Origin of the sequence: Pseudomonas sp. IT-P294 (assembly GCF_949767865.1) — a bacterium.
Classification (GTDB): Bacteria; Pseudomonadota; Gammaproteobacteria; order Pseudomonadales; family Pseudomonadaceae; genus Aquipseudomonas.
Genome location: NZ_CATKQW010000009.1, coordinates 1 through 23,569, shown reverse-complemented (window position 1 = coordinate 23,569; position 23,569 = coordinate 1). Strand labels below are relative to the sequence as shown.

The following is a 23,569-nucleotide window of genomic DNA, read 5'->3' as shown; positions in this document are numbered from 1 at the left end:
AGCGGCTGTGACGCAAGCAGCGATTGGTATCCCATTCAGACGCGTGGCAGGCGGATCAGTGCTTCGATCATCGTGTCGATTTCGGCCTCGGTGTTGTAGGCATGGAGTGAGGCGCGGCTGACCTCCGCCAAATCCCTGTGCTGCATGTCGAGCAGGGTCGAGCGCAACGTCGAGGTGGAGACATTGATGCGTTTTTCCTGGACGGCCAGCCATTGCTGGACCTGCGCGGCACTGTTGTTCTGGTGGGTGAAGGTCACGATGCCCGATTTGATAGCGCCCAGATCCTGCGGTGTCATGCCCGGAATGTTCGCCAGTCGATCACGCAAGTGACTGGCCAGTTGTTGTATCCGTTCCCACATAGGCTCTATGCCTTGAGCCAGCGCGTATTCCACCGCCGCACCGAGGCCCAGCTTGGCGGCGACGTTGCACTCCCAGTTCTCGAAGCGTCGTGCGTCGGCGCGAATGTTGAACGTGTCGGATGTCAGCAAGGACGCCGCATGCAGGTCGAGAAAGGCCGGCTCCAGGTTCTGGCACAGAGCGCTTTCAACATACAAAAATCCCATCCCCCTCGGCCCACGCAAATATTTGCGACTGGTTGCAGCGAGCATGTGACAGCCGATTCTCTGCACATCGATGGGCATTTGCCCGACACCTTGGCAGGCATCCAGCAAAAACAGCACGCCGGCGGCACGAGCGAGCGCGCCGATCTGCTCGATGGGTTGGACCGGCCCGCCATTGGTGGCGATCACGGGCAGGGAGATCAATGCGACGCGATCATCGTCGAGCATGTCTTTCAGCCCCGGCAGCGACACCTGGCCTTGCTCATCATTGGGGATGATGCGGATTTCAATGCCGCGTTGCCTTTTCAATTGCAGGTAGGGGATGTAGTTGCCGGCGTACTCGGTGGTTGAGGTGAGCACCACATCACCGGGTTGCAAGGGCAATGAATAGAACGCCATGTCCCAGGCGCGGGTCGCGTTTTCGATCACCGCGATTTCATCAGGCCGGGCGTTGATCAGGCGGCCGATGGCGCCATAGACATTCTCAAGTTCGGCCGACTGTTGCCCGGCCGCTTCATAACCGCCGAGGTTCGCCTCAAGCTGAATGTGGCGGGTCATGGCCTCGATCACCGGCCCGGGCATCAGTGCCGCGCCGGCGTTGTTGAAGTGAATCAGGTTCGCGACACCGGGTGTATCGGCGCGCAGTTGTTCAATGTTCAAAGCAAGACTCCTTGATCAATCCTGGGGCGGGGCATGACTCGGGAGCATCTGCGCAGGCCAGTAACGCAGCGCGACAATCGGGATCAGTGCCAACACGTAGGCCAGGCAGACAAACAGGTAGGTGTATTGCAAGCCATAGACCTGGCTGAGCAAACCACCGGCCGAGATCCCCGCAATCGAAGCGAATTGTGCGGTGCCCTGGGCAATTCCCAGCACGTGACCCTGTTGCGAGCTATCGGCGGTTTTCGAGATCAGCGCCATGAGCACTGGCGTGGTTGCCCCCAGCAGTACACCCCAGATGAAGTAGGCGATGACAAACACCACAGGGTTGTGCGTGACGCCTGCTATTGCGGTCAGGGCGATGCAGCCGATGACGACGTAGGTCATGCGGTGCAAGGTTTCCTGCTGAGTGCGGTGTTCGAAGTAACGCGACCAGGCCGTTGCCGAGAGAATGAAACCCAGCGCCAATAAGCCGTAGCACAGGCCGACCACCGAGTTACTGACCTCGAATACCGAGCTGACGTAGAGCGAGAAGGAGGTCTGCGGCAACATGCGCGCCAGCAGCAAAATGCCCATCACGCCCAGCAATGACAATAACGGTGAGCCTTGCCAGAGGCTGCCCGAACGACTGGCCGTTGTCGCTTTGTCCGCGACCGGTGTTTTCTTCACCGGCGGTACATCGGGCAAGGTAACGGCCGCGATGACGGTGCAGACAGCGCACAGTGCCGCGGCAATGATGTTGATCCAGAAAAACGTCGCGTAATCGAGGATCAGCCCGCCGACGACAGCGCCGAGCAACGAGCCGACGTTGGTGGAAATCTGCAGGATGGCGAACAGGCGTGCGCGTCGCGAAGGGGCTTCAATGCTGACCCCATAAGCTTGGGCCGGCGCGATGTATCCGGCGAAAGCGCCTTGCAGAAAACGCAGGATCAGAATGACCCAGATGTCGCTGAAGAGGGCCAGCCCAAGCTGGGTCAACGACAAACCGGCGAGGGCGCGGATCATCATCAACTTGTGGCCGTAGCGATCACCGATACGGCCCCAGAATGCACTGGTCAGAATAATGCCCAGCATCGGCCCGACGTATACGGCGATGCTGGCGAAGCTGAAAACCGACTCCGAGGAAGTCAGCCCACGCAGGTGGACGGGCCAGAAGGGCCCACTCATTTCCATCGCGCCCATGGACACAAGCTGGATCGCAAATAGAAGATAAATCAGGATTCTCACTTTAGAACCCTGGATGGCACCTGCATGGGACATGAGTCAGCCTCGGTGGTTAAACGCTAGCGAGCGGGTTGGTCAGGGTGTGTTGCAAACGATAGTTGGAGTACTGCATCAAGTGCATGCGCAACAACGACCGGGTTGGCCATGGATCTTCCACAAACGCCTGACGTTCGACTTCCCACAGGTCTGGCGAGACACGGTCGCGTACGGCCGCAAATGCTAGATCGGTTTCCTCGCGCAGTACTTCCCACAACCGCGTGTTGTTCAAACCATATTCCTTGGTCAGCCACAGGGCCATTTCGTGCAGGTGCGTCAGGAACGCAGCGTCCAGCACGAACATGCGCACCGGTTCGATATCGCCTGAGAATACCGTCGGCAAAATACCCGGCTGCACATGTGGCTGCAGGTTATAGCCACGGGCTTCCAGCAGCGGAGCATAAGTCCTGCCATCGCCGAAATCGCGGATCAGCAGACTACGTGCTTTGCCATCGGGAGAGAACAGCACCATGGTGTTTTGCTGATGCGCTTCGAGCCCGATGCCATACATCAAATAGATCGCCACCACTGGGTGGGTGACCACTTTGGCGTACTCGCGGAACCAGTCTTCAACCTGGTCAGCATTGGCCCGCACGCCATCACGTTCGATCAGATCGGTAAATAACGGCCGGCCACTGCCGGGCAACCTGGTGAACAGTGATGCCACGGTAATCGGCAGGCAACTGTCGCTACGCTCGAACGCTTGTTGACTGGCGCGATAGACCACTGAGAGATGGCGCCCGGGATTATCGTCCTGGGTGATCGCATTTTTATAGCGCACGCCGATTTCTTCCGGGAAGATTTCCAGACGTTGCCCGAAGCCATTTTCGGCCTGCAGAATCCGGGTGATCACCGTGCTGATGCGCGGCCCCATGTGAATCGACTTGGCTTGCAGGCTGCGCAGTTCGCTGGTCATCCACACGGCGATCGGCAATTTGATCAACGGTGCGCATTCGTCCAGCGCCGGCATCATGGTGCGGTAGGACATGGTCGGCAGGGTTTGAATATCCGGGCCGTCGGTGATCAGGATGCCTTCTTCGATTTCCGCAGCAAACGTCTTGAGCACATAGGCCTGCAAATGCCAGGCGTGAATCGGTAGCGGAATCCACTGGGTTTCATCCAGCCCTTTGCTGTTGAGCGAGGCTTTCCATTGTTCCCATTGCGCCGGGAAGTTACTGGCGAACCACGCGTGGTATCCGGTCACGTGCGGCATGCTTTCGCTTTTCGAATGCTCGACACGCAAGGAGGCGATGCGCAGCGGTACCTGAGCGTTGAACTCGGGTGACAGTTGCTCGACCTCGGCATCGGTCAGGCCCGGACGGGATTTCCACGTCGGGTAATACGGATGGCCTTCCAGCGAACCCCACTGGTCCAGCAGGATGGCGGCGTCTTTGGTCGTGGCATGCTGGCGCAGGTAGTCGGTGAAGCTGTTGAGGCCCTGATCCCTGGCCGCCTGCTCCAGTCGCGCGTTCCAATGCTGGCGATGCTGACGGGCGTGGGCATCGTTGATCAGGCTGTTTTCCATGTCGGCCTTGAGCCCGGCCACGCCTTCGTCGGTCGGCTCGAAGTCGAGGCTGTCACGCAACACATCCAACATATCCTGATGGCTGGTGATCACCTGGCGTACGCCTTCGTCGGTCAACAGCACCACTTCACCGTCATTGACCACGGTATCGGCCGGGCCTTTGGCGATGTCGGAGAAAAACAGGTGGGCGCGGGCATCCTTCAGCGGGTAGGTGGCCTGGTTCCCCTCGACGGAAAAGTTCAGGGCCGAACGGTCGAGGATATTTTCCGCAAAGAGGCAACGGATCAAGCGTCGCATGGCGTTTTTGCGGGAGTAGGCGATCAGTGTCTTGAAGTCATCCATATCTGCTGTCTGCTCGTCGAAAATTAAAGAAAGAGATGAAACCCACGGCTCATGCCGTGCGTGGCCAGTGGTTTGGGAAATAGTCGAGCGCCGAATCGCGCAGGCCTTGCATGTAGGCAACGCTCCACTGCAAGACTTCCTCGATGTAGGGCACCTTCAGTTCAAAGCGTTTGGCCATTTCCACCAGCAACACCAGGCCATAGGCAACGTCTTCGTTGAAGGCGCGGCTCTCGCGTTCGATCACGTAGCCGGCGCGGTTGCCGTCGGCTGGCACCATGGGGGCAAGGATGTCGTTGTAGGCCTGATTGGTGCGCAGAATCGAAAGCATGCTGCTCTGGTCGCGGATCTGTTCGCCGTAGGCCTCGACAATTTCCTGTTTCAAGGATTTGACCGATGACAGGTCGATGCCCATGCGCTGGCTGATGACGGCGCACAGATCCTGGCTCTCCTGATCCATGCGTTCGAGGAAGTAGGCACCCAGTTCCGGGCACTCGGTCCACCAGCACATGCGTTGCGGGAAAATTTTGCGATGCCATTGGCCAAAGGGGCCGATCAGCCCGTAGATCACCGAGCTGTGCATGATCGGGTTGCCCGGCGTCAGGGTTATTTCCAGGTAATGGTCGAGCATCGTCACGCACGGGCCGTACAACACGGTGAGCATTGCCTCGAGCCGCTGACGGGATTCTTGCGATTCCCGTGCGTGCGTCGCCACATACAACCGGCTTTTGCCGCCGCCCATTTTGATTGATCGCCCGGGGGTCAGCTCGAAGGCGGTATGCGGGACGTCCTTCATCCCCCAGATCACCAGGTTAGGGCGATCAGCCAGCGTGGCCTCGGCCAGCCAGTCGAAGCCGCAAAAACCCGGAATCGCGCCGACGTACACCGGTTTGCTTGAGCTCAGGTGGGGTGCAATCGCTTGCAAGGTTTGCGGCCGGGCATGGGCGGGCACGGTGATGATGACGATGTCGGCGTCCTCAACGGCAGTCCTGGCATCGGTGGTTACCCGATCCAGCCGGGCGTCCAGTGTCGAGCCATCCGGCAACAAGGCCTGCATTGGCGTGTGACGAGCGTGCTGTTCAATAATTTCCAGATTGCTGGTGAGCATTGAAACCTGAACATTGGGCAGCTGCTTGAACAGGATGGCGTTGAGATGGCCGGTCCTGCCGCCACCACAGATGGCGACTTTCAACAGATTCATCGAGAGGCGTTCCTGAGTGATGGAGGGGTCATGCGACGCTTAATTGAAGCGGCGCGGAAACGGAGTCCAGCCAATGGGTCTTGCTCAGCCAGGCATCCAGTTGCGGCGCGACGTTCGGGTCGAGCAAATCACGTTCTTGCAGCCATTTATCGTCGAACACCGTGTGCAGGTATTTTTCGCCGCCATCGGCGATCGGCACGACCACGTTGCCGGTCAGCACGCCTTTGTGGATCAGCTCCAATGCCTTGAAAATCGCACCGCCGGTCGAGCCTCCCACCAACAGCGCCAGGTTTCGGGCGATGTAGCGGGCGGTTTCGAAGGCTTGGGAGTCGGTGACCTGCACGCCCAGATCGATGCAGCTGTAGTCGAGCACCAGACCGACCGTGTCACCGGCCGGGGTGCCGGTACCGGACTGATAGTAGGGATAGCCGGGATGGCCGAAGACAATGGAACCGGCCGGTTCCACCGCAACGGTCACGGTGTCGGGATTGTGCAGTTTCAGACCACGGGCGATACCGGTCATCGAACCACCGGTGCCGACGCAGCCGACGTAGGCACCGATAGAGCCTTGCACCTGAGCAATCGTTTCGCGGACGAAATCGCTGTAGCCACCGGCATTGGCGGCGTTGTCGGATTGATTCATGAACACGGCACCAGGAATATCGGTCGCGAGTTCAGCCGCCAGCCGTTGGCGCTCGACCACCGCCACTTCGTCTTCGCGGTAGGTGCCTTTAACGAATCGAATGTCGGCGCCCAGCGCCTTCATCACGGCGATCTTGTCCTGAGCCGCGTGATGATCGACCACGGCGATAAACTGCAGGCCGAATTCGACGGCAGCCATGGCCAGGCCAATGCCGGTGTTGCCGGACGACGACTCGACGATGACGCCGCCCGGTTTCAGGCGCCCGGACTTGAGCGCGGCCAGTACCATGTTGCGTGCCATGCGGTCTTTGATGCTGCCGCCGGGGTTGTTCTTTTCAATCTTGAGTAACAGCCTGGCGTCGGTATCCGGAACATCAATACCCAACATTGGCGTATTGCCAATAAGATCAGAAACTTTATTCAATATCATTTCAATTATTCCCTTTAGTAGTCAGGTGAAAATGCATAGTTACCTTCCGTACAACAGGTCGCCATCAAGCGCCGGGGCAGGGGATGGCGATGAAACTCGTTTTCCAGCAAGTCCATCTGATAACCGGCGGTATTAACGTAAATCAATAAATCGCCTGCTTGCGGGGCGGTGCCAAAGTTGATCAGGCGATGGGTAATGACGTCATCGTCCAGACAGCTATGTCCAGCGATATACGCTTGTGTCGGGGTGTTCGGTAGTTCGTTTGTGCTGATGAGTATCGGATCAACCAGGTACTCCGATGAAAACCAGGTTTCACAGGCGCTGAAACTACTGCCTTCAACAAAAATGACGATTTTGTTGTCGGCCAGTTTTTTTGTTCGTGTGATGCGAAACAAAGAAATAGCCGCCTGGTCCACCAGACTTCGGCCGGGCTCCAGTGCCAGCGTTATTTTTTGCATGTTCAAATAGTTAGCAATGGACAGCCCGGGCGAGTGGTCGGCCTGGAGGAATAATGTCAACCATTGGGGCGCGGTCAGTTCACTGCCATAGGGGTAATAAGAGTCGGGCACTACATGGTTGTAATAATGGTAGGGCTTATTGTCGTTCTGTAAAAACCGACTATAGGCCTGAGGCTCGACATAACGAATCGGCAGGCCGCCGCCGATGTCGATCATCTGCGGATTCAGTCCCATTTCACGGGCTGCCTCGACAAACCCGGTGACTTCACGGAAGGCTTGCGCACGGGATTCGAATCCGTAACCGCCCAAGTGGAAATGGAACCCCTCGAAGTGAAAACTCCCAGATTCTCGGGTCAGCCGCTGAAGGCATTCAAGCAGGTCCTCAAAGCCCATTCCAAATCGGCTCTTTGGACAGCTTGCAGGCCTGTAACGCAGTAAAACCCTTGCTTTGGCGGGGGCTGCCAGAGATTCGATCACTGTTTTCAGGTGATCGAATTCCTCCAGCGAGTCCACACAAATCAGTGAACCTGCGCTGATCAGCGCTTGATGAAACACGACAGTTTTGGCGGGGCCTGTGGCGCAGATTTGTGCCGCTGGCGTGCCGGCTCGCAGTGCTGCCTCCAGCTCATGAATGCTCGAAACATCGACGCCAATGCCCGAATTTGCCGCAGCACTGAGCAGGCTCTGAGACTTGTTGGCCTTGGCGCCATAGAAGATGGCGTGACACACATTGTGCTGGTTCAACACCGTTTGCAGCGCCTTCGTATTCAACTCGAAAGCATGTGGCCAGACCAGGTTTAACGGTGAGCCATGTTGTTTGACCAGATCTGAAAGTGTGCTCGGAAAATGGTTGATAAGTGTGGCAATAACAAGGTCGATAAGCGGTTTTAGCGTCTCTGGATGATGAACTTCAATTCGCTGTTCAACGGTTTGCGCATTAATTGCAGGCATCGTTAGCCCTCTGGCTTGAAATAGAACTTAGCCATTGATATTCGACAACCATAAGTTATCGACGGAAGCAGTATTTTCGCTCGTCAGATCCGAGTTTTTAGATGGGGCGGAGGCGGATGCCACGCGAAACCCGAAGACGAATTTGTAGCGCGGATCGCAATAAATGATTCACAAAACAATTGCATGAGAAACCCATTCCATAAGGTTTGTACGGATGTTCTGATTGGCCACTAGTTGATGGCCAGCCTGTGTGAATGATCAGTAACTGACATTCATGTGCCATTACTGGCGTGTACTTCCCATTGCTAGTGATGACGTGCTTTGAAGCGGGGATAGTTCCTCCGGCGACGTGAACAATATTGCTAACGCGAATGATTATCAAGTAATGTCTTCAAATATTTTTGAATAACAACCTGCGCAGGGCGAATGAATGGGCGCGTGTTTACACGCTCAAGTACGCGTTCGTCCTATTAAAAAAAATCCCGTAATACCCTGATGAACAAGGCGTTACGGGAAGGTGCTGGCAGCCACAGGCAGGCGCGGAAATCCGCCGCTGACAGGGCCTGATTTTTTTCCGGATTCACAACGTTTCATGCCAAGGAGTAACGCCATGACATCCGTTCGACATAGCAGCAAAAACTCACTCGCGATCAGCTACCTGTTCGTGCCCGGCAACCGCCCCGAACGTTTTTCAAAAGCTGTCGAAGCGGGTCCGGACGCGATCATTCTCGACCTCGAAGATGCCGTTCATCCGGACAGCAAGGCCGCAGCCCGTGCAGCCATCTGGGCATGGCAGGAGAGTACGCCGAGGGTTTCCTGCGAGCGTTACATCCGCCTGAACAGCGTCAGCAGTACGCTTTTCCGCCAGGACCTGACCTGGCTGAACGACATGCGCTATCCCGAGCGTTGCGACGGGATTTTCCTGCCCAAGGCGGAATGCCCCGAGGCCCTTACCCAGGTCGTCGAACGTTTGCTCAAGTGGCAACCGGAACTCAAGATCATTGCGATCATCGAGACGGCCAAAGGTTTGCAACAGGTGGAATCGATCGCCGCGATTCCAGGGATTGCACGACTGGCGTTCGGCTCACTGGATTTCTCCCTCGATATCAATTGCAGCCAGAGTCCCGAAGCGTTTCTGTTCGCTCGAAACCGCATCGTGCTGGCTTCGCGCACAGCGGATCTACCGTCTCCAATCGACGGCGTCACGCCGGCGATCAACGATTTGGCGGTGGTCGCCAAGGACTCCCATTACGCACGTTCCTTGGGGTTCGGCGCCAAGCTGTGCATCCATCCCTCGCAACTGGTCACGGTGCAGCGCGCCTTCCTGCCGGATTCGCGGCAATTGGCGTGGGCCGATCGTGTGATGAGCGCCGTGGCCACCGGCAGTCATGCGGTGCAAGTGGATGGCGAGATGGTGGATCTGCCTCTGATCGAACACGCCCAACGTCTGCTCGATGTCGCCCGCCAATACGCGCCGATTGCCAACGCAGACGCTTGCTGAAGCCCCGGCGAATCAGGAGATCAACCATGGAACACGGTTATCAGATTGCATTGCGGCCGCTGTGTGACGTGCTGCAGTCCGAGCAGGTCGACCCTGCCAACGTGACGTTGCTGCGCGAGTCGATCATGCGGGCCGGACATTGGCTGGAACCGATCATCGTCGAGCGCTCGCTGGGCATCGTGATGGACGGCAATCACCGGTTCAACGCGGCGTTGCAATTGGGGTTGAAGAGGGTGCCTTGCATCCAGCTCGACTACACCGATCCGCGGGTGTGTGTGCGGCACTGGCAGTCCGGCCAGGCGTTTGAAGTGGCGCGGATTTTCACCACGATCGCTCGGGGCGAGATCTTTCCCTACAAGACCACCCGGCACGCGTTTGACCCGGCGTTGCCGGTGATCGCGATACCGCTGGAGCGCCTGTATGCCTAGCGTTGGAGGCACAGGGGCAAAAAAACTCTACTGAGAGTGATACTTTTTCGCATCCAGACTGGCAATAGGAGTGATTACCATTTTCCCTGTTTGAAAAGGATCCTCACGTCATGCCTGTTGTCAGTCGTCCTTGCGGTGAGCGCGTGTTAACACTCGCCATTCGTACCGCCATGCTGAATTTTGTCTTGGTCGCAGGAAGCGCCAACGCCTGGGCCGCAGCCCCTGAGCAACAGGACGTTGCCGTTGACGCAACCACGAACACTCCGGCCGCGACGCCGGCCGAACACAGCACCAATACGCTGACGCTCGGCACCACTGACATCAACGCCAGTTACAGCGGTCCAACCGCGTTGCCGGAAGCTTTCGCCGGTGGCCAGGTGGCGCGCGGTGCCCGACTGGGCATGCTGGGCAACAAAGATGTGATGGACACCCCGTTCAGCGTGACCAGTTACACCGCCAAGACATTGGCCGACCTGCAAACGGTGACCGTGGCCGATGCATTGGAACGTGACCCTTCGGTGCGCTCCACCGGTCAGACGGGCGGCATCGTCGATTCGTTTTTCATCCGTGGTTTTCCGGTGGGTGAAGGCAACCTCGGCGAACTGGCGTTCGATGGCGTGTATGGCGTGGCGCCCAACTACCGGGTATTCACCGAGTATGCCGAGCGTGTCGAAGTGCTGAAGGGGCCGGGCGCCCTGATGTACGGCATTTCGCCAAACAGTGGCGTCGGTGGCGTGATCAATATCGTTCCCAAACGTCCACTGGACGAAGACCTGACCCGTGTTACCACCAGCTACGCCTCGGACTCCCAAGTCGGCGGTCACCTGGATGTCAGCCGGCGCTTTGGTGAAGACAATCAGTTCGGCGTGCGCTTCAACGGCAACCTGCAAGGCGGTGACACTGCCGTTGATGATCAGCACCGAGACCTGGGGATCGGTGCCATCGCGCTGGATTATCGAGGCGAGCGCTTGCGCTTGAACCTTGATTTCATCAGCCAGAAAGAAAGCTTCGATGCACCGTCGAGGCCATTCACTGTCGCGCCTGGAATTGATATTTCCTCCGCCCCCAATGGCCGGACCAATGTGTCGCAGGACTGGGGTTGGTCAGATACCAAAGAGCAGTCGGCATTGCTGGGCGGCGAATATGACCTGAGTGATGCGGTCACCGTGTTTGCCCATGCGGGGGGCGGCAAGTCAGACGTCAAGCGGATGTCCGACCAGGTGCCGAGAATCATCAATGAGGCCGGCGATACCAGCAACATTCCCGGGTATTACAAATTCAACGTCGACCGCTCGACCGCCGACGTAGGGATCCGCGGAGTGTTCGCAACCGGTCCCGTCACCCACACGACGACGCTGATGGCGACCCAATACCAGGATGAGCTGTCCCGAGGGATCAACAACGGCACTGAAGTGCGTTCGAACATCTACCATCCGGTGGAAGTGCCCAAGCAATTTATCAACTCGCCCCAGGTGCTGCGCGTTTCCGAATCGGATTTGTCCGGTGTCGCGTTGACCGACACGCTGTCCATGCTTGATGACCGCTTTCAGTTGACCCTGGGTGTGCGTCGACAAGACATCGAGTCACGTAATTACAACGCGGCAGGCTCGGTCAGCTCGAAATACAACGAGAGCGCCACGACCCCGCTGGTTGGCGTGGTGGTCAAGCCCTGGGAAGACGTTTCGCTCTACTACAACTACGTCGAAGGCTTGAGCAAAGGCGATATCGCACCGGGCTCGGCGGCCAACGCCGGCGAGACGTTCGCACCTTACGAATCGAAGCAGCATGAAATCGGCGTCAAGTATGAACACGGCACGTTCATGACCACGCTGGCGTTGTTTCAGATCGAAAAACCGAGTGGCGAAATCGGTGCCGGTAACGTGTTTTCGGTGCAAGCCGAGCAGCGTAACCGCGGTGTCGAGTTAAGCATGTTCGGCGAAGTGGCACCGGGCACGCGCTTGATGGGGGGCGTGACGCTGCTCGATGGTGAGTTGACCGATTCGGCGACTGCCGCCAATCGCGGCAACAAACCGGTAGGCGTTCCAGACGTGCAAGCCAACCTGTGGGCCGAATATGACACGCCTTGGCTTGAGGGTTTTACCCTCACCAGCGGCGCCATTTACACCGACAGCCAATACGTCAATCAAGCCAATACCCAGGAGCTGGCTTCCTGGACTCGCTTTGATGCCGGCGCGCGTTACGCCACCAAAATCGAAGGGCGGCCGACGACCTTCCGCGCCACCGTACAGAACGTGTTCGATCGTGAGTACTGGTCGGGCGTCGCCTCCTACGGCGCGTTCTCGGCGGGTTATCCGCGCACCTTGCAGTTATCGGCCACGGTCGATTTTTGAGAAGGACGGGAAGGGGGGAGCGACTATTGAGCGTTGTTGCCCCCCGACCTGATCATTGCTGAACAGGAGTATTTGCATGTTGTTTAACCACGACCTGTCCTCTGCTGTTAAACGTCGTCCGTTCCTCGCAACGACTCATTCACTGCCCCCCGAGTCTGATCGCAGTGCGAACGTGCATATCCGTGAGCTGCTGCGATTGCATGGACTGCGCACCAGTCTGTTCCGTCTTAAAGTTATCAACGCACTGGTCTTGGCTACGCTGGAGGGGCGCTCAATCGGTGTGTGTGGGGTGCGTGCCTATTTAGAGTCGTCCTCTGTAGAGCTTAAGCTCGTCAGTGTGCGTGAAGTACTGAAGCGTCTGGCTGAGGAAGGCGTGATCGTTTTTCAAGCGGACAAGAGCTACCGCTTTACTACCGAAGCGTGGGAAATCCTCAAACCAAATCTAAGAAAAGCGTGAATGGCCGCTGATTTTTTGTACGTGGCGGATAAGTTTGTATATGTTTTTTGCGAAATAGGCCTAAAAAAGCCATCTGACAATCGCCAATTCCGCACCTATTTCTGACCTCCATATCACCAGTCGACGCTAGCGGTTGATTAACGCGCGCCGAAGCCACCCTGGCACCTCTCATCGGCGGAGTATTTTCGTCAAAGTGTATCGCGCACTCGATTCGTTTTTTCGGCGCAGATGGCGTTCAATTGCGTGTAAATTGCGTCATTTGACCGGGACGGTGGTGTCGGTTTTTTGTGCGGGTAATCGAGTTTGAGACGATAGCTGTACAAAATAATTATTTGGTATAACTTTTAGGGGCGCCTATTGAGTCATATCGAGGGTTTCGCATGTCTATGCAGACGGGCCGCTTCATCCGCCGCGCTATCTGTTTTGCTCTGATGCTGCAGAGCGCAGAACTGCTTGCTGATTGGCGCGAGGCTATCCCCAACGCTCATCGGTTGGGGTACGGGGAGATGCGCGTATTCGGGTTTTCCATCTACAGCGCGCAGTTCTGGAGCTCACGTCTTATTGCCGGTGAGACGCTGGATGCGGATGTGCCTTTTGCGCTGGAGCTGACCTACCTTCGCGCTATCAGTCGAGAGGATCTGGTTGAGGCCAGCCTCAAGGAAATCCGTCGCCTGTCGCCCAACACTCCGAATCCAGAGCTGATGGCTCGCTGGGCGTCGGAGATGTCTAAGGCGTTTGTCGATGTGCGTGCCGGTGACCGCATTACCGGAGTTTATATGCCTGGAGAGGGCGTACGTTTTTACGTCGGTGAGCACCTTCAGCATGTGGTGAGAGATGTTGCGTTCGCCAAAGCTTTTTTTGCGATATGGCTTGACCCCCGAACACGCAACCCCGAACTGCGCGCCCAATTGCTGGGCGTAGCTAAACCCTGAGACCGTTGAGGAAATGCACATGTTGAAGATAGGCATACTGCTGCTTTGCATTGGCCTTGCAAGTTGCAGCCAGGTGGATGTGCACACCTACAACCAGGAGAAGCCCGCGCTTGAGTTGCGCGAGTTCTTCGAGGGCTGGGTTGAAGCCTGGGGGATGTTCCAAAAGCGTTCTGGCTTGGTCGCCAAGCGCTTCCACGTGGAGATCAATGGCCACTCCGAAGGTAGCAAGCTGATACTCGACGAATCATTTACGTACAGCGACGGTACCAAGCAAAAACGCGTGTGGACGTTAACCCCGGTTGGCTCCAGTCAATGGCGCGGAACCGCTGGCGACGTGGTGGGCGAGGCGCTGGGTGAGGTGGCAGGCAATACGCTGCGCTGGAACTATGTGCTGAGCCTGCCGGTGGATGGCAAGGAGTATCAGGTTCAGTTGGACGACTGGATGTACCTTATGGACAAGAACACCATGATCAATCGCTCGTTCATGTCCAAGTTCGGAGTGGAGGTAGGCCAGATCACCTTGTTCTTTCGCAAGCAACCTTGATTCAAAAACTGACTGCGCCGCTGTTGGCCTTTTTTTGCCTGTCGTGCAGGCCCTTCCTCAAGCAAACGCCGCCTCGATAAACGCCTCTAGCGCCTTGTCTTCCAAAATCTCGATAGAGAAATGCCCGAATCGCTTGGGCAGCCAGATGATGCGTGTTCCGGAAGGAGACTGCAGATTCTCGCGGGTCAATGACGCGCCGTTTTCGTCCTCGGGCTGAACGCCGGCGATGATCAATTCGTCATAGGCTTGCTCGATGTCCGGTGTCGAGTAGCAGTGGCGGTAGATCATTCCCTCGCCCGATGAGTCCATCAGCTCTTTGAGGTTTCCCGCCAACGGTTGTACCAGCATGAAACGCTCTTGACCGATCAATGCAATTGCATAGCGCACGTGCAGGCCACCGCGTTCCCAGACGAGTGTTTTTGAGATCCTCGCGTTCAATATCTGCGCGTAGTAGGCGCAGGCTTCTTTGAGATCCTTGACCAGTACATCGACGTGACTGAACTTCAGTTCCATTGCATGCCTCCTGCTAAGCCTGCGTCCATGGTAAATATGTCGGCTACCGCTGTTTCAATACCAAAGTTCTACGGGAAAGGCACCGATAACTTGTTTTTTCAAAGGAGATATCCATGGCATCAGGACAATGTCTTTGCGGGGCTGTACGCTTTTCCCTGACGGTTGAACCTCGATTTTTCTATCGCTGTCATTGCAGCCTGTGCCGCAAGCAAACCGGGGTCGGCCATAATCTCGCGACGCTGGTCAACGTTCGCGACTTTCGGTGGGAAGAAGGGCAAACAGTGATCGCCAGTTGGCGTAAACCCAGCGGTTACAGAAATGACTTTTGCTCGCAATGTGGCTCGACCGTGCCCAATATTCTTCGTGAGACGCCGTACTTCTGGATTCCGCTTGGACTGCTCGATGTCCAGTCGAGCATGGCGTGTGTCGGGGATTTCTGCACCGATGACGCGATGCCATGGGATCAACAGCGCTCGGAAAAAAGTCATCCCACAGCCCCGGATTCACTTGGGTTTCTTTTGCGTGAACTCCAGGTTGATGTTGACTGACCCGCCAGCTTGCAGGATCTGAATCCATCAATGCTTCTGGTCTTCGGTAATGTCCTGCCAGCTGTCATCTGGATCAAAACGCTTCATCGACTGCGCCACTTTATTACCCTCAGGTCCCAGGTCTTTCTCAAAGACTTGGCCATCGTGACTGATCATGAAGCTCATCACACCAGTGTCAGCGTATTTTGCCGGCCAGGCGATCAGCGCAAAGCCACGGCTCATTTTGTTGCCGATGAGGTAGCTGTAGGCGCCACCCGGTGCCGAGGGACCTTGTCCCTTGAGGATACGGAAGTGGTAACCATGCCAATCCTCCCCGGCGATGGTTTCGCCGAACAGGGGGCCCAATGGACTGATTTGACCACTGTCGTCGTCCGCCCAATAGAGTCCGTCGTGCGTGCCGGGTGTGCTGAAGATGTTCTGCGCATATTCGAGTGCGCCGTCACCGTTATGATCCACTAACGCATAGTCCATCTGGGCGTCGTGATAGGTCATCACCGATTGCACCGCGGCGAGTTCGTTCCTGCCGATGCGACGTGCACGGATTTCGGCGTCACCGGCCTTGATATCGAAGCGCCAACCGTTCCCGGCTTTTATCAGGGGGATCGGCAGCGTCCATTGATCGTTGCCGACAGACAGAATGGCCTTGCGATCGCTGGGTTTTTCGATCTTGTGCTGCTCGTGATACAGCTTCAAAAAAGCATCCACGTCACTGCGCTGCACACCACCTTGCGGGATGAGGCTGCGCCATTGATGACCCAGCAGCTCTGTCAGGCGCGCCTGATCGGCGTGTTCCGTACCCAGCGCTTCGACGAACGCTTCAGCAGCCTTTTCCGGCGTTGGAAATGCTTGCTGTGCCGCCGCCATGCACGACCACGCCACGCTAACGGTGATCGTCAGGATAAGCGGGAGCAAGCCCATGAATGCGGTCAATCGAGCATGGTTTTTCAACGCCGGCCTCCCGATCGTTGTCGCATGGGCGGACTGGATGGCCTGCTGATCTGATGGCCAGCCGATCGCTGGGCGGTGGGGCGCCGCGCGGATGCCTCGCTGGTTCGGCCGCGGGCGGCTTGTGCGCTGGTCTGGGACGGTGAGCGGGCGCCGGCGAATGCGTTGTTGCGGGCACTGCCCGCACTGGCAGCCGTTCGATTTTGCGTGCCTTGGCGCGTCTGCGAGTAGTCCTGCCTGCGTTGATTTGTCTGAGCGGTCTGGTGCCTGGGTTGCTGGTTTTCCCGAGTGTTTCGTGCAGTGCCTTGGCTCCGGTCCGACGCCTTGGGTCTGTCGGCACCAGCTTGCATGCGATTGCCGGCTGAGGGGGTGGACTGAGCTTTGCGCGCTTGATCACGGGCCTGGCGATTGCTGGTGGCAGGTCGTTCGATACCGTATTTGTCCATTGAGCCACGGGCTTTTTCTCGAGCCTGAGCTCGTTGGGCATTGTCCCCTCGAAAGGCCTCACGCTGATTGGCGCCGTTGAGTTGTCGGCCGTATTGTTCACGGCTGCGGCTGTCCCGATAGGGAACGCCATCGCGATGAGCGGTGTTGTGCTGCCACTTGTTCTGATTCTGGGTGATCTGGTTGTTGCGGTTGATGTTGTTGTAGCGGTTGACGTTGATATCGACGTCGTTATTGCCCCAATTACAATTGCCCCACAACGAAGCAACGATCGCTACACCTGTACCAAACGCCAGCCCGGCCACCAATGCCGAACCGGGGTAGTAAGCGGGCGGCGGTGGATAGTACGTGGGCGGCGATGCCGGATAGGCCCAGGTGCCGTAGGTTGTAGTCGGGTTATAGCTGGGCACGTACACCACTTGTGGATCGGAAGGCTGAATGATGATGGTGGAGGTGCTGCTGGCCGGAGCCGGAGCTGGCGCTGGCGCTGTGGAGGAGGGGGCCGGCGGCGCGAGGTTCTGAACCGTCACATTCTGATATTGGTTGCTCTGGAGGTTACCTGCGGCCTGCGCCTGATGACGCAAGCGTTGCACGCCTCCCATGACATCGTCCGGTTGCGCCAGGAAGGCGTCACCCAGGCGCTGGACCCAGACGGGATCCTGTCCCAGCGTTGCCAGGACCTGCGGGAAGGCGACCAGCGCCTGAACGCTCGGGTCCCAGGGCTGATTCGCCACCTGTTTGACCGCCTCATCGCCCTTGGCGTCCGGATGCGCTTTTGACCACGTCACCGCTTCAGCGATTTCCCCCGGGTACGTGACAGCCATCAGTACCTGCGCCAGCAGTGGATCCGGGTACAGCGCGATGGGCGCCAACATCTGATCCAGTTGCTCCTGGTTAAACACGGCCTCTTTGGTCGCTGCCGTCGCCGACGCTGTATCGGCAGCGTTTGCGGTCGCGTCCAATGGCTGCGCCAGGCTCCAGGGGCCACCGAGAAGCAGCACCGCTGACACTACGTAAAACAATGAAATACGCATCGCTCCACCCTCATGTGGTTATGCAGACCGTATTTTTTGACGCCTGTGTTGTCCGCCTACCTTGCTAGCGTGAGGTTTTGACATGCATGACTTCGGTGTAAATAGCGTTGATTGTCTGACCCACCTGGAGCTTCTTCATTCGGGCCTGTAGCTTGGGGTCCTCGACCTTCATGACTTTTGCTTCTCCTTCCGGCGGCAGCAAAGTCACTTCATGTTTTTTCAAATCAATGTGAGTGATCTTCGAAGTGACCTTGACCCGACGAATCGCCTCGCCTCCCGGATTGGGGTTGTCTTTGCTGGCGCGCACGGTCTTTGATTCGTTGCTGATACCTGGCGTGCTGTCGACATTGGTGTCGAGCGTGTAGGCGACTGTGCGAATGACATGTATGTCGACCTTGTCGCCAACTTTCAAGTTGTGCAGTGCCTTGGCTTTGTCGGTCAGTTGGAGGGGCATCGGACTTTTATCGGCGCCTTCGATGGTGATCTGATAATTCGCCGGATCGACGGCCAGTACCTGCGTGACGATGTGACCTTTCATCGTAGTGCTGCCCAACGGCACTTCGGCAGCACGGGTTGTATAGCCGGCGGTGAGGATGATTGAGGCAAGAGCCACAGCGTTGGCAAGAACGCGGATCGGTTTCATGAGCCTGCTATTCCATGTGATGGCGGGCAAAACAGCGCGACGTATCTCGGGTCAGAGCCTTGCACTTAGGTCAAAGCATAGTCAGTGATTGCCGATGTGTTCGATCACTCATACCGTGGATATTCATGTTTTTTCGGTGTTGCTTAGGCTGATTCGAACTGGACGATATGCCGAAACAGCAGAACAAACGAAACCAGGCGCCTTTACTTTTATTTGTATTGTGGAACTAACGACTAAGCTCTCTCAAATCGCTGTTACCGACGCATCGAACTGTCTGGCCATGGCAAAAGGCAAGTCGTATGAGTGATTCGCAGACGTCGTCTCCTGTTCCGGAACCCGGCCGCATTGCGCGTAGCCGCACAACCAAGCCCTCTGGCTGGAGTCGCTGGCTGCCCGGTTTACGAACACTGCGCAGCTACAAGATGGAATGGTTGGGGCACGATATCGTGGCCGGACTGGTACTGACCACGATGCTGGTGCCCGTCGGTATCGCCTACGCGGTGGCGTCGGGTGTATCCGGCATTTATGGCCTGTACGCGACCATCGTTCCTTTGCTTGCCTATGCCTTGTTCGGCCCCAGCCGCATTCTGGTGCTGGGACCTGACTCGTCTTTGGCCGCGGTCATTCTCGCCGTGATCCTGCCCCTGTCCGGGGGCGACCCGCATCGTGCAATCGCCCTGGCAGGCATGATGGCAATCGTCTCCGGGACGGTGTGCATCCTGGCGGGGTTAGCGCGACTGGGTTTTATCACCGAGTTGCTGTCCAAACCCATTCGCTATGGCTACATGAATGGCATCGCACTGACGGTACTGATCAGCCAGTTGCCGAAGTTGTTCGGCTTCAAGATCGAATCCGATGGGCCGTTGCGGAACATATGGGCGATTGCCAGCGCGGTGATGGAGGGGAAAACCAACTGGATCACATTCATGATCGGCGCAGCCACCCTGGTGGTGATCCTGGCCCTCAAGAACTACAAGCGCGTGCCGGGCATTCTGATCGCCGTGGCCGCCGCCACCCTCGTTGTTGGCATGCTCGACCTCGCCGCACGCGGCGTAGCGGTCCTCGGCACACTTCCCCAAGGCCTGCCTTCGCTGGTCATTCCCTGGATCAGCCGAGCCGATATCGTCCCGGTGCTGATCGGTGGTTTCGCCGTTGCGCTGGTGTCGTTTGCCGATACCAGCGTGCTTTCGCGGGTCTACGCGGCGAAAACCCAAACCTATGTCGATCCGAACCAGGAGATGGTCGGCCTCGGCGTTGCCAACCTCGCCGGCGGTTTTTTCCAGGGCTTCCCGATCAGCAGCAGCTCGTCACGCACTCCCGTCGCCGAAGCGGCGGGCGCCAAGACCCAACTGGCCGGTGTCGTCGGTGCGCTGGCAGTGGCCTTGCTGTTGGTGGTGGAACCCGATTTGTTGAAGAACCTGCCGACCAGTGCGCTGGCGGCGGTGGTGATCGCATCGGCCATCGGCCTGTTCGAGATCACCGACCTGCGGCGCATTTATCGCATTCAGCGCTGGGAGTTCTGGCTCTCGATTGCTTGCACCGCAGGCGTGGCCGTATTCGGCGCGATCGAAGGCATTGGCCTGGCGATCGTCATTGCTGTCATCGAATTCCTGTGGGATGGCTGGCGTCCCTATTCGACGGTATTGGGGCGCGCCGAAGGTGTCGAAGGCTATCACGACATCACGCGTTATCCCGATGCGCAGCTTATTCCCGGCCTGGTGCTGTTTCGCTGGGATTCGCCGCTGTTCTTTGCCAACGCCGAACTCTTTCATGATCGGGTCCTGGAGGCCGTGGCCACATCGCCGACGCCGGTACGCTGGCTGGTCGTGGCGGCGGAGCCGGTCACCAGCGTGGACGTGACGTCCGCCGACATGCTGGCCGAGCTTGATGAAACACTACACGCGAGCGGCATCAAGTTATGCGTGGCTGAGATGAAGGATCCGGTGAAGGACAAAATGAAGCGATTCGGATTGTTCGCTCGCCTCGGCGAAACGGCGTTCTTTCCTACGATCGACACGGCGGTCAGCGGTTATCTCCAGACCCTTCGGGCGAAGGGGCTGGAAGGGAAGGGCGAGGACCGTGAATAGGCGATCACGATCAGCGGTAATGGCGCTGTGGTGATGTGGTCCGATTTCGTAAGCTGATATCATTCGAGCACTTACACGCCGAGCAAAAGACATGAACCGTCGTAAAAAGATAACGCAGCTATTAAAGGCTCACGCGAAAAAGGCCAGCGCCAAATTGGCACCCGCCAGCAAATCGAAATACATCAGTAAAGCTGACCGACTGAAGCTGGCTGCTGAAACCACTCAGGACGCAGACAATACCTCTGAGAGCTAATCCTGGCTGTTTTCCGACAGCTTATGCAGCCACGTATTAGTCACCCGTCGATCCAACTCCTCCCAATCCGCCATGCCCAACACCCGCGTGGTGTTCAACCCGCGCAAATAACCACGCAATTGATTGGCGGTGTCGCGCACGAGCTCCGGTTCGGCCGCTGTTTCGCCCAACAGCACACTTTCATATTGGGTCAGGTAGTCGGCCACCCGCTCACGGAAGTCGGGCAGAACGGCGTCGCGGATCAGGTCAAAAGTTCTCAAGGTGAGATCCTCACTAAGGTCATTTCCAGTGGTGATGGAGTGTGCATTCTCGCGCGCGGCGCACAACTATCGTTAGAAGTAATAGTGACCATTACTAAACGCAAGTTCTGCTTTGCCGGCAATCGTCGGAAAATCGCCTCCATTAGCTGAAAGAACCGAACTTTTAATTTCAGGATGAGACCGATGCGCGCTTTATTCGTCCCTGCCACGGCGGTTGCCTCTTTGTTGCTCGCCGGTTGCGCCTCTGCACCGAACGATCCGACCCTGACCTTGCAGACTCGCAAGACGCCTGCCCAGTACGCCGACTGCGTCGTGCCGAAATTGCAGGGCAGCGCGTTGACCCCGACGGTCTCACAGACTCAACGCAGCTACCGCATCGTGGTGCCGAGCAAAGTCTCGGCGGATAACGTGCTGGAAGCTTACAAGGCCGGCAGCGGTGGCAAGGTGTTCATCTACGAGCGGCATTTGCTGGCTTCCAACTTCCTGCCTTCGAGTTTTGAACGCGCCGCACAGGATTGCATCTGACACAGGCCGGCTGCACTTTTTTATCGAGCTCCTTTGGTTGGCCGCAACCAACCAATTTTTTGCCCCGCAGCCCAGTTGGTTGCGGGGCTTTTTTTTGTGCGCGCTTCAGAGGTGGTCCGCATCAATGATCGCCTTGGCGAACGCCTGCGGATCTTCTTGGGGCAGGTTGTGGCCGATGCCGCCGTTGATCAGCCGGAACTCGTATTTGCCGGTGAAGCGCTTGGCGTAATCCTCAGGAGCGGGGTGTGGAGCACCGTTGGCATCGCCTTCCAGGGTGATGGTCGGCACGCTGATGGACGGCGCCGTGGCCAGTTTCTGTTCGAGCGCTTCGTACTGAGGCTCACCCTGGACCATGCCCAGGCGCCAGCGGTAGTTGAATACCGTGATGTCGACGTGGTCGGGGTTTTCCAGCGCCTTGGCGCTGCGGTCAAACGTGGCGTCATCGAACGCCCATTTCGGCGAAGCCAGTTGCCAGATCAACTTGGCGAAGTCGTGGGTGTTTTTCTCGTAACCGGCGCGGCCACGGTCGGTGGCGAAGTAGAACTGATACCACCACTGCAATTCAGCCTTGGGCGGGAGCGGGTTCTTGCCGGCGGCCTGGTTGCCGATCAGATAGCCGCTGACCGAGACCAGCGCTTTCACTCGTTCTGGCCACAGTGCCGAAACGATGTCGGCCGAACGCGCGCCCCAGTCGTAGCCACCGAGCACGGCTTGTTTGATCTTCAGCGCGTCCATGAAGTCAATGACGTCACTGGCCAGCGCGGCAGGCTGGCCATTGCGAACAGTTTTCTCCGAGAGAAAATGCGTGTCGCCATAACCTCGCGCATACGGCATCAACACGCGATAGCCCTTGGCGGCCAGCAGCGGCGCAACCTCGTCATAGCTATGGATGTCGTACGGCCAGCCATGGAGAAGAATCACCACAGGCCCATTGGCCGGGCCTGTTTCGGCATACGCCACGGTGAGCAAACCTGCGTTGACGTGCTTCAACGGGCCAAATGGGGAAGGTTCTGCTTGGACGGTGCCGGCCTTGATCGCAGTTGGCTGTGCGGCGGCGGACGTTTGTGCGTGGGCCGCACCGAGAACGCCGAACAGGGCGAGCGCGAGGACCGACGAGCCGATCAGACGGCCTTGGGTTTTGGTGTTTTTGTTGTGCAATGCCATCTTCATCGTGATGTCTCCGTCGCATGCCATTGGCCAGGGGTTCCGGCTGAGCCCCTTGAAACCTTGCATGCATTTGAACCCGGTGACGTATCTGGCCTGTGTCGAATCGCAGGCCAGGTGAAAACTCATGTATCAAGGGGATAGCCAGACACACTGTGATACACAGCCGACGGTGCCTGATGTTGTTGTCCGGCACTGGTATTAGCAGCCCAGGACGCTGGCAGGACATCAGGTTTTGCTGGCCGCCAGGTAAGCGCCCAAGCGTTGTCCCATTTGCTCGCCCAAGGCTTGCAGGGCACTGAACGGGCGGACCATGACCTCGAACTCGACGATTTTCCCCTGTTCGTTGAATCGGATCATGTCGATGCCTTTCAACTCTTTCTCTCCGACTTTGGCGCTGAATTCCAGGACCACGTTCAAGCCGTCTGCTGTCGACAATTCCCGGTGGTAGGCAAAGTCTTCGAATACGTTGACGACGGTGTTGAGAATCATCGATACCACGGCGGCTCCCGAATAAGGCTTGTGCGCCATTGGTGAGCGAAATATCGCTTGCGGGTCAAGCAAACCGGGCAGGTCGCTCAAGTCGCCCTTGCGGATCATGTCGTGCCACTGTTTCAGGGATTGGGCGGCATTGGGATGCAGTTTCGGTTCAGACATTTTCAACTCCTGTTGTTTGGCGCGAGGCATCGATTGGGTCGTTAGGCAGCACTGGCGATTGTGTGCAGGGACTAAACATAGCTGAAAAAAAAGTTCGGTGGATTGGGCTGTAATGTGGTTCGTTTAAGAATGTTTTGGGGTTGGGGTTGGGGTTGGGTACATATCCGTTACTTGGGTAACGGCGGCTATTGGTTCCGCCCTGACGGCGGGTCACTTGGAGAAGCGCCAAGTAACCAAGCGCTTGCGCCCCTGACGTC

Annotated in this window: 24 protein-coding genes; 10 read left to right on the top strand and 14 right to left on the bottom strand. The window is 57.5% G+C overall.

The window, feature by feature from the left end; translation table 11 throughout:
* Nucleotides 1-35: 35 nt before the first annotated feature.
* From ACM6I0_RS06770 to ACM6I0_RS06745, 6 genes are read right to left on the bottom strand one after another with little or no spacing between them, the layout of a single operon-like run.
* Nucleotides 36-1,220: an aminotransferase class V-fold PLP-dependent enzyme gene (locus ACM6I0_RS06770; protein ID WP_414921800.1), complete on the bottom strand. Its 1,185-nt coding sequence runs from the start codon at nucleotides 1,218-1,220 to the stop codon at nucleotides 36-38.
* Nucleotides 1,221-1,235: 15 nt separating this feature from the next.
* Nucleotides 1,236-2,480 carry an MFS transporter gene (locus ACM6I0_RS06765; RefSeq protein WP_285435084.1) on the bottom strand — a complete coding sequence of 415 codons (1,245 nt, stop codon included), beginning with the start codon at nucleotides 2,478-2,480 and terminating at the stop codon, nucleotides 1,236-1,238.
* Between the two features lie 16 nt (nucleotides 2,481-2,496).
* Entirely contained in the window at nucleotides 2,497-4,347 is a 1,851-nt protein-coding gene (locus ACM6I0_RS06760) for an IucA/IucC family protein (protein ID WP_414921799.1), read from the bottom strand.
* Nucleotides 4,348-4,396: 49 nt separating this feature from the next.
* Nucleotides 4,397-5,545 (bottom strand): NAD/NADP-dependent octopine/nopaline dehydrogenase family protein, encoded by a 1,149-nt coding sequence (locus ACM6I0_RS06755; RefSeq protein WP_285435082.1) that lies wholly within the window; start codon nucleotides 5,543-5,545, stop codon nucleotides 4,397-4,399.
* Nucleotides 5,546-5,573: 28 nt separating this feature from the next.
* Nucleotides 5,574-6,617, bottom strand: coding sequence for a PLP-dependent cysteine synthase family protein (locus ACM6I0_RS06750; protein WP_414921798.1), 1,044 nt, complete (start codon nucleotides 6,615-6,617; stop codon nucleotides 5,574-5,576).
* A gap of 14 nt (nucleotides 6,618-6,631) precedes the next feature.
* A complete protein-coding gene (locus ACM6I0_RS06745) occupies nucleotides 6,632-8,026 on the bottom strand; it encodes a Y4yA family PLP-dependent enzyme (RefSeq protein ID WP_414921797.1) in 1,395 nt (464 codons plus the stop codon).
* A 610-nt stretch (nucleotides 8,027-8,636) separates the two neighbouring features.
* Between ACM6I0_RS06745 and ACM6I0_RS06740 the strand changes: the two genes are divergently transcribed.
* From ACM6I0_RS06740 to ACM6I0_RS06715, 6 genes are all read left to right on the top strand, one after another.
* Nucleotides 8,637-9,527 carry an HpcH/HpaI aldolase/citrate lyase family protein gene (locus ACM6I0_RS06740; protein ID WP_414921796.1) on the top strand — a complete coding sequence of 297 codons (891 nt, stop codon included), beginning with the start codon at nucleotides 8,637-8,639 and terminating at the stop codon, nucleotides 9,525-9,527.
* 26 nt (nucleotides 9,528-9,553) lie between these two features.
* Entirely contained in the window at nucleotides 9,554-9,955 is a 402-nt protein-coding gene (locus ACM6I0_RS06735; RefSeq protein ID WP_414921795.1) for a ParB N-terminal domain-containing protein, read from the top strand.
* Between the two features lie 110 nt (nucleotides 9,956-10,065).
* Entirely contained in the window at nucleotides 10,066-12,306 is a 2,241-nt protein-coding gene (locus ACM6I0_RS06730; protein WP_414921794.1) for a TonB-dependent receptor, read from the top strand.
* Between the two features lie 76 nt (nucleotides 12,307-12,382).
* Nucleotides 12,383-12,763: a fe2+ zn2+ uptake regulation protein gene (locus ACM6I0_RS06725; RefSeq protein ID WP_285435076.1), complete on the top strand. Its 381-nt coding sequence runs from the start codon at nucleotides 12,383-12,385 to the stop codon at nucleotides 12,761-12,763.
* A 380-nt stretch (nucleotides 12,764-13,143) separates the two neighbouring features.
* The gene (locus ACM6I0_RS06720) at nucleotides 13,144-13,695 is read left to right on the top strand and encodes a chalcone isomerase family protein (protein ID WP_414921793.1); all 552 of its coding nucleotides are present in this window, start codon (nucleotides 13,144-13,146) and stop codon (nucleotides 13,693-13,695) included.
* Between the two features lie 19 nt (nucleotides 13,696-13,714).
* A complete protein-coding gene (locus ACM6I0_RS06715; RefSeq protein WP_414921792.1) occupies nucleotides 13,715-14,239 on the top strand; it encodes a DUF3833 domain-containing protein in 525 nt (174 codons plus the stop codon).
* Between the two features lie 57 nt (nucleotides 14,240-14,296).
* Here the strand turns inward: ACM6I0_RS06715 and ACM6I0_RS06710 are convergent, their stop codons facing one another.
* Complete coding sequence (locus ACM6I0_RS06710; protein ID WP_414921791.1) at nucleotides 14,297-14,752, bottom strand: VOC family protein; 456 nt, start codon at nucleotides 14,750-14,752, stop codon at nucleotides 14,297-14,299.
* 113 nt (nucleotides 14,753-14,865) lie between these two features.
* On the opposite strand from ACM6I0_RS06710, the gene ACM6I0_RS06705 reads away from it, so the two are divergent.
* Entirely contained in the window at nucleotides 14,866-15,300 is a 435-nt protein-coding gene (locus ACM6I0_RS06705) for a GFA family protein (RefSeq protein ID WP_414921790.1), read from the top strand.
* 27 nt (nucleotides 15,301-15,327) lie between these two features.
* Here the strand turns inward: ACM6I0_RS06705 and ACM6I0_RS06700 are convergent, their stop codons facing one another.
* The 3 genes from ACM6I0_RS06700 to ACM6I0_RS06690 all read right to left on the bottom strand — a co-directional run bounded on the left by ACM6I0_RS06700 (nucleotide 15,328) and on the right by ACM6I0_RS06690 (nucleotide 18,366).
* Entirely contained in the window at nucleotides 15,328-16,218 is an 891-nt protein-coding gene (locus ACM6I0_RS06700) for a DUF2950 domain-containing protein (RefSeq protein WP_285435162.1), read from the bottom strand.
* Between the two features lie 26 nt (nucleotides 16,219-16,244).
* Nucleotides 16,245-17,723 (bottom strand): DUF3300 domain-containing protein, encoded by a 1,479-nt coding sequence (locus tag ACM6I0_RS06695; RefSeq protein WP_414921789.1) that lies wholly within the window; start codon nucleotides 17,721-17,723, stop codon nucleotides 16,245-16,247.
* Nucleotides 17,724-17,787: 64 nt separating this feature from the next.
* A complete protein-coding gene (locus tag ACM6I0_RS06690; RefSeq protein ID WP_414921788.1) occupies nucleotides 17,788-18,366 on the bottom strand; it encodes a hypothetical protein in 579 nt (192 codons plus the stop codon).
* Between the two features lie 299 nt (nucleotides 18,367-18,665).
* On the opposite strand from ACM6I0_RS06690, the gene ACM6I0_RS06685 reads away from it, so the two are divergent.
* Both ACM6I0_RS06685 and ACM6I0_RS06680 read left to right on the top strand, forming a co-directional pair.
* Nucleotides 18,666-20,453 carry a SulP family inorganic anion transporter gene (locus ACM6I0_RS06685; protein WP_414921787.1) on the top strand — a complete coding sequence of 596 codons (1,788 nt, stop codon included), beginning with the start codon at nucleotides 18,666-18,668 and terminating at the stop codon, nucleotides 20,451-20,453.
* Between the two features lie 91 nt (nucleotides 20,454-20,544).
* The gene (locus ACM6I0_RS06680) at nucleotides 20,545-20,706 is read left to right on the top strand and encodes a DUF2986 domain-containing protein (protein WP_285435061.1); all 162 of its coding nucleotides are present in this window, start codon (nucleotides 20,545-20,547) and stop codon (nucleotides 20,704-20,706) included.
* Here the strand turns inward: ACM6I0_RS06680 and ACM6I0_RS06675 are convergent.
* On the bottom strand, nucleotides 20,703-20,966 hold the full coding sequence (locus ACM6I0_RS06675; RefSeq protein WP_285435060.1) for a hypothetical protein: 264 nt from the start codon (nucleotides 20,964-20,966) through the stop codon (nucleotides 20,703-20,705). The two genes, ACM6I0_RS06680 and ACM6I0_RS06675, sit on opposite strands and share 4 nt — an antisense overlap.
* Nucleotides 20,967-21,149: 183 nt before the next feature.
* On the opposite strand from ACM6I0_RS06675, the gene ACM6I0_RS06670 reads away from it, so the two are divergent.
* On the top strand, nucleotides 21,150-21,491 hold the full coding sequence (locus ACM6I0_RS06670) for a hypothetical protein (protein WP_285435059.1): 342 nt from the start codon (nucleotides 21,150-21,152) through the stop codon (nucleotides 21,489-21,491).
* Between the two features lie 105 nt (nucleotides 21,492-21,596).
* Here the strand turns inward: ACM6I0_RS06670 and ACM6I0_RS06665 are convergent, their stop codons facing one another.
* The 3 genes from ACM6I0_RS06665 to ACM6I0_RS06655 all read right to left on the bottom strand — a co-directional run.
* Nucleotides 21,597-22,661 (bottom strand): alpha/beta fold hydrolase, encoded by a 1,065-nt coding sequence (locus ACM6I0_RS06665; protein ID WP_285435058.1) that lies wholly within the window; start codon nucleotides 22,659-22,661, stop codon nucleotides 21,597-21,599.
* Nucleotides 22,662-22,883: 222 nt separating this feature from the next.
* Nucleotides 22,884-23,312, bottom strand: coding sequence for a nuclear transport factor 2 family protein (locus ACM6I0_RS06660; RefSeq protein WP_285435056.1), 429 nt, complete (start codon nucleotides 23,310-23,312; stop codon nucleotides 22,884-22,886).
* Nucleotides 23,305-23,569, bottom strand: a 265-nt coding sequence (locus ACM6I0_RS06655) for a hypothetical protein (RefSeq protein WP_414921786.1), incomplete at its 5' end; no start/stop codon positions are given. The genes ACM6I0_RS06655 and ACM6I0_RS06660, both read right to left, overlap by 8 nt.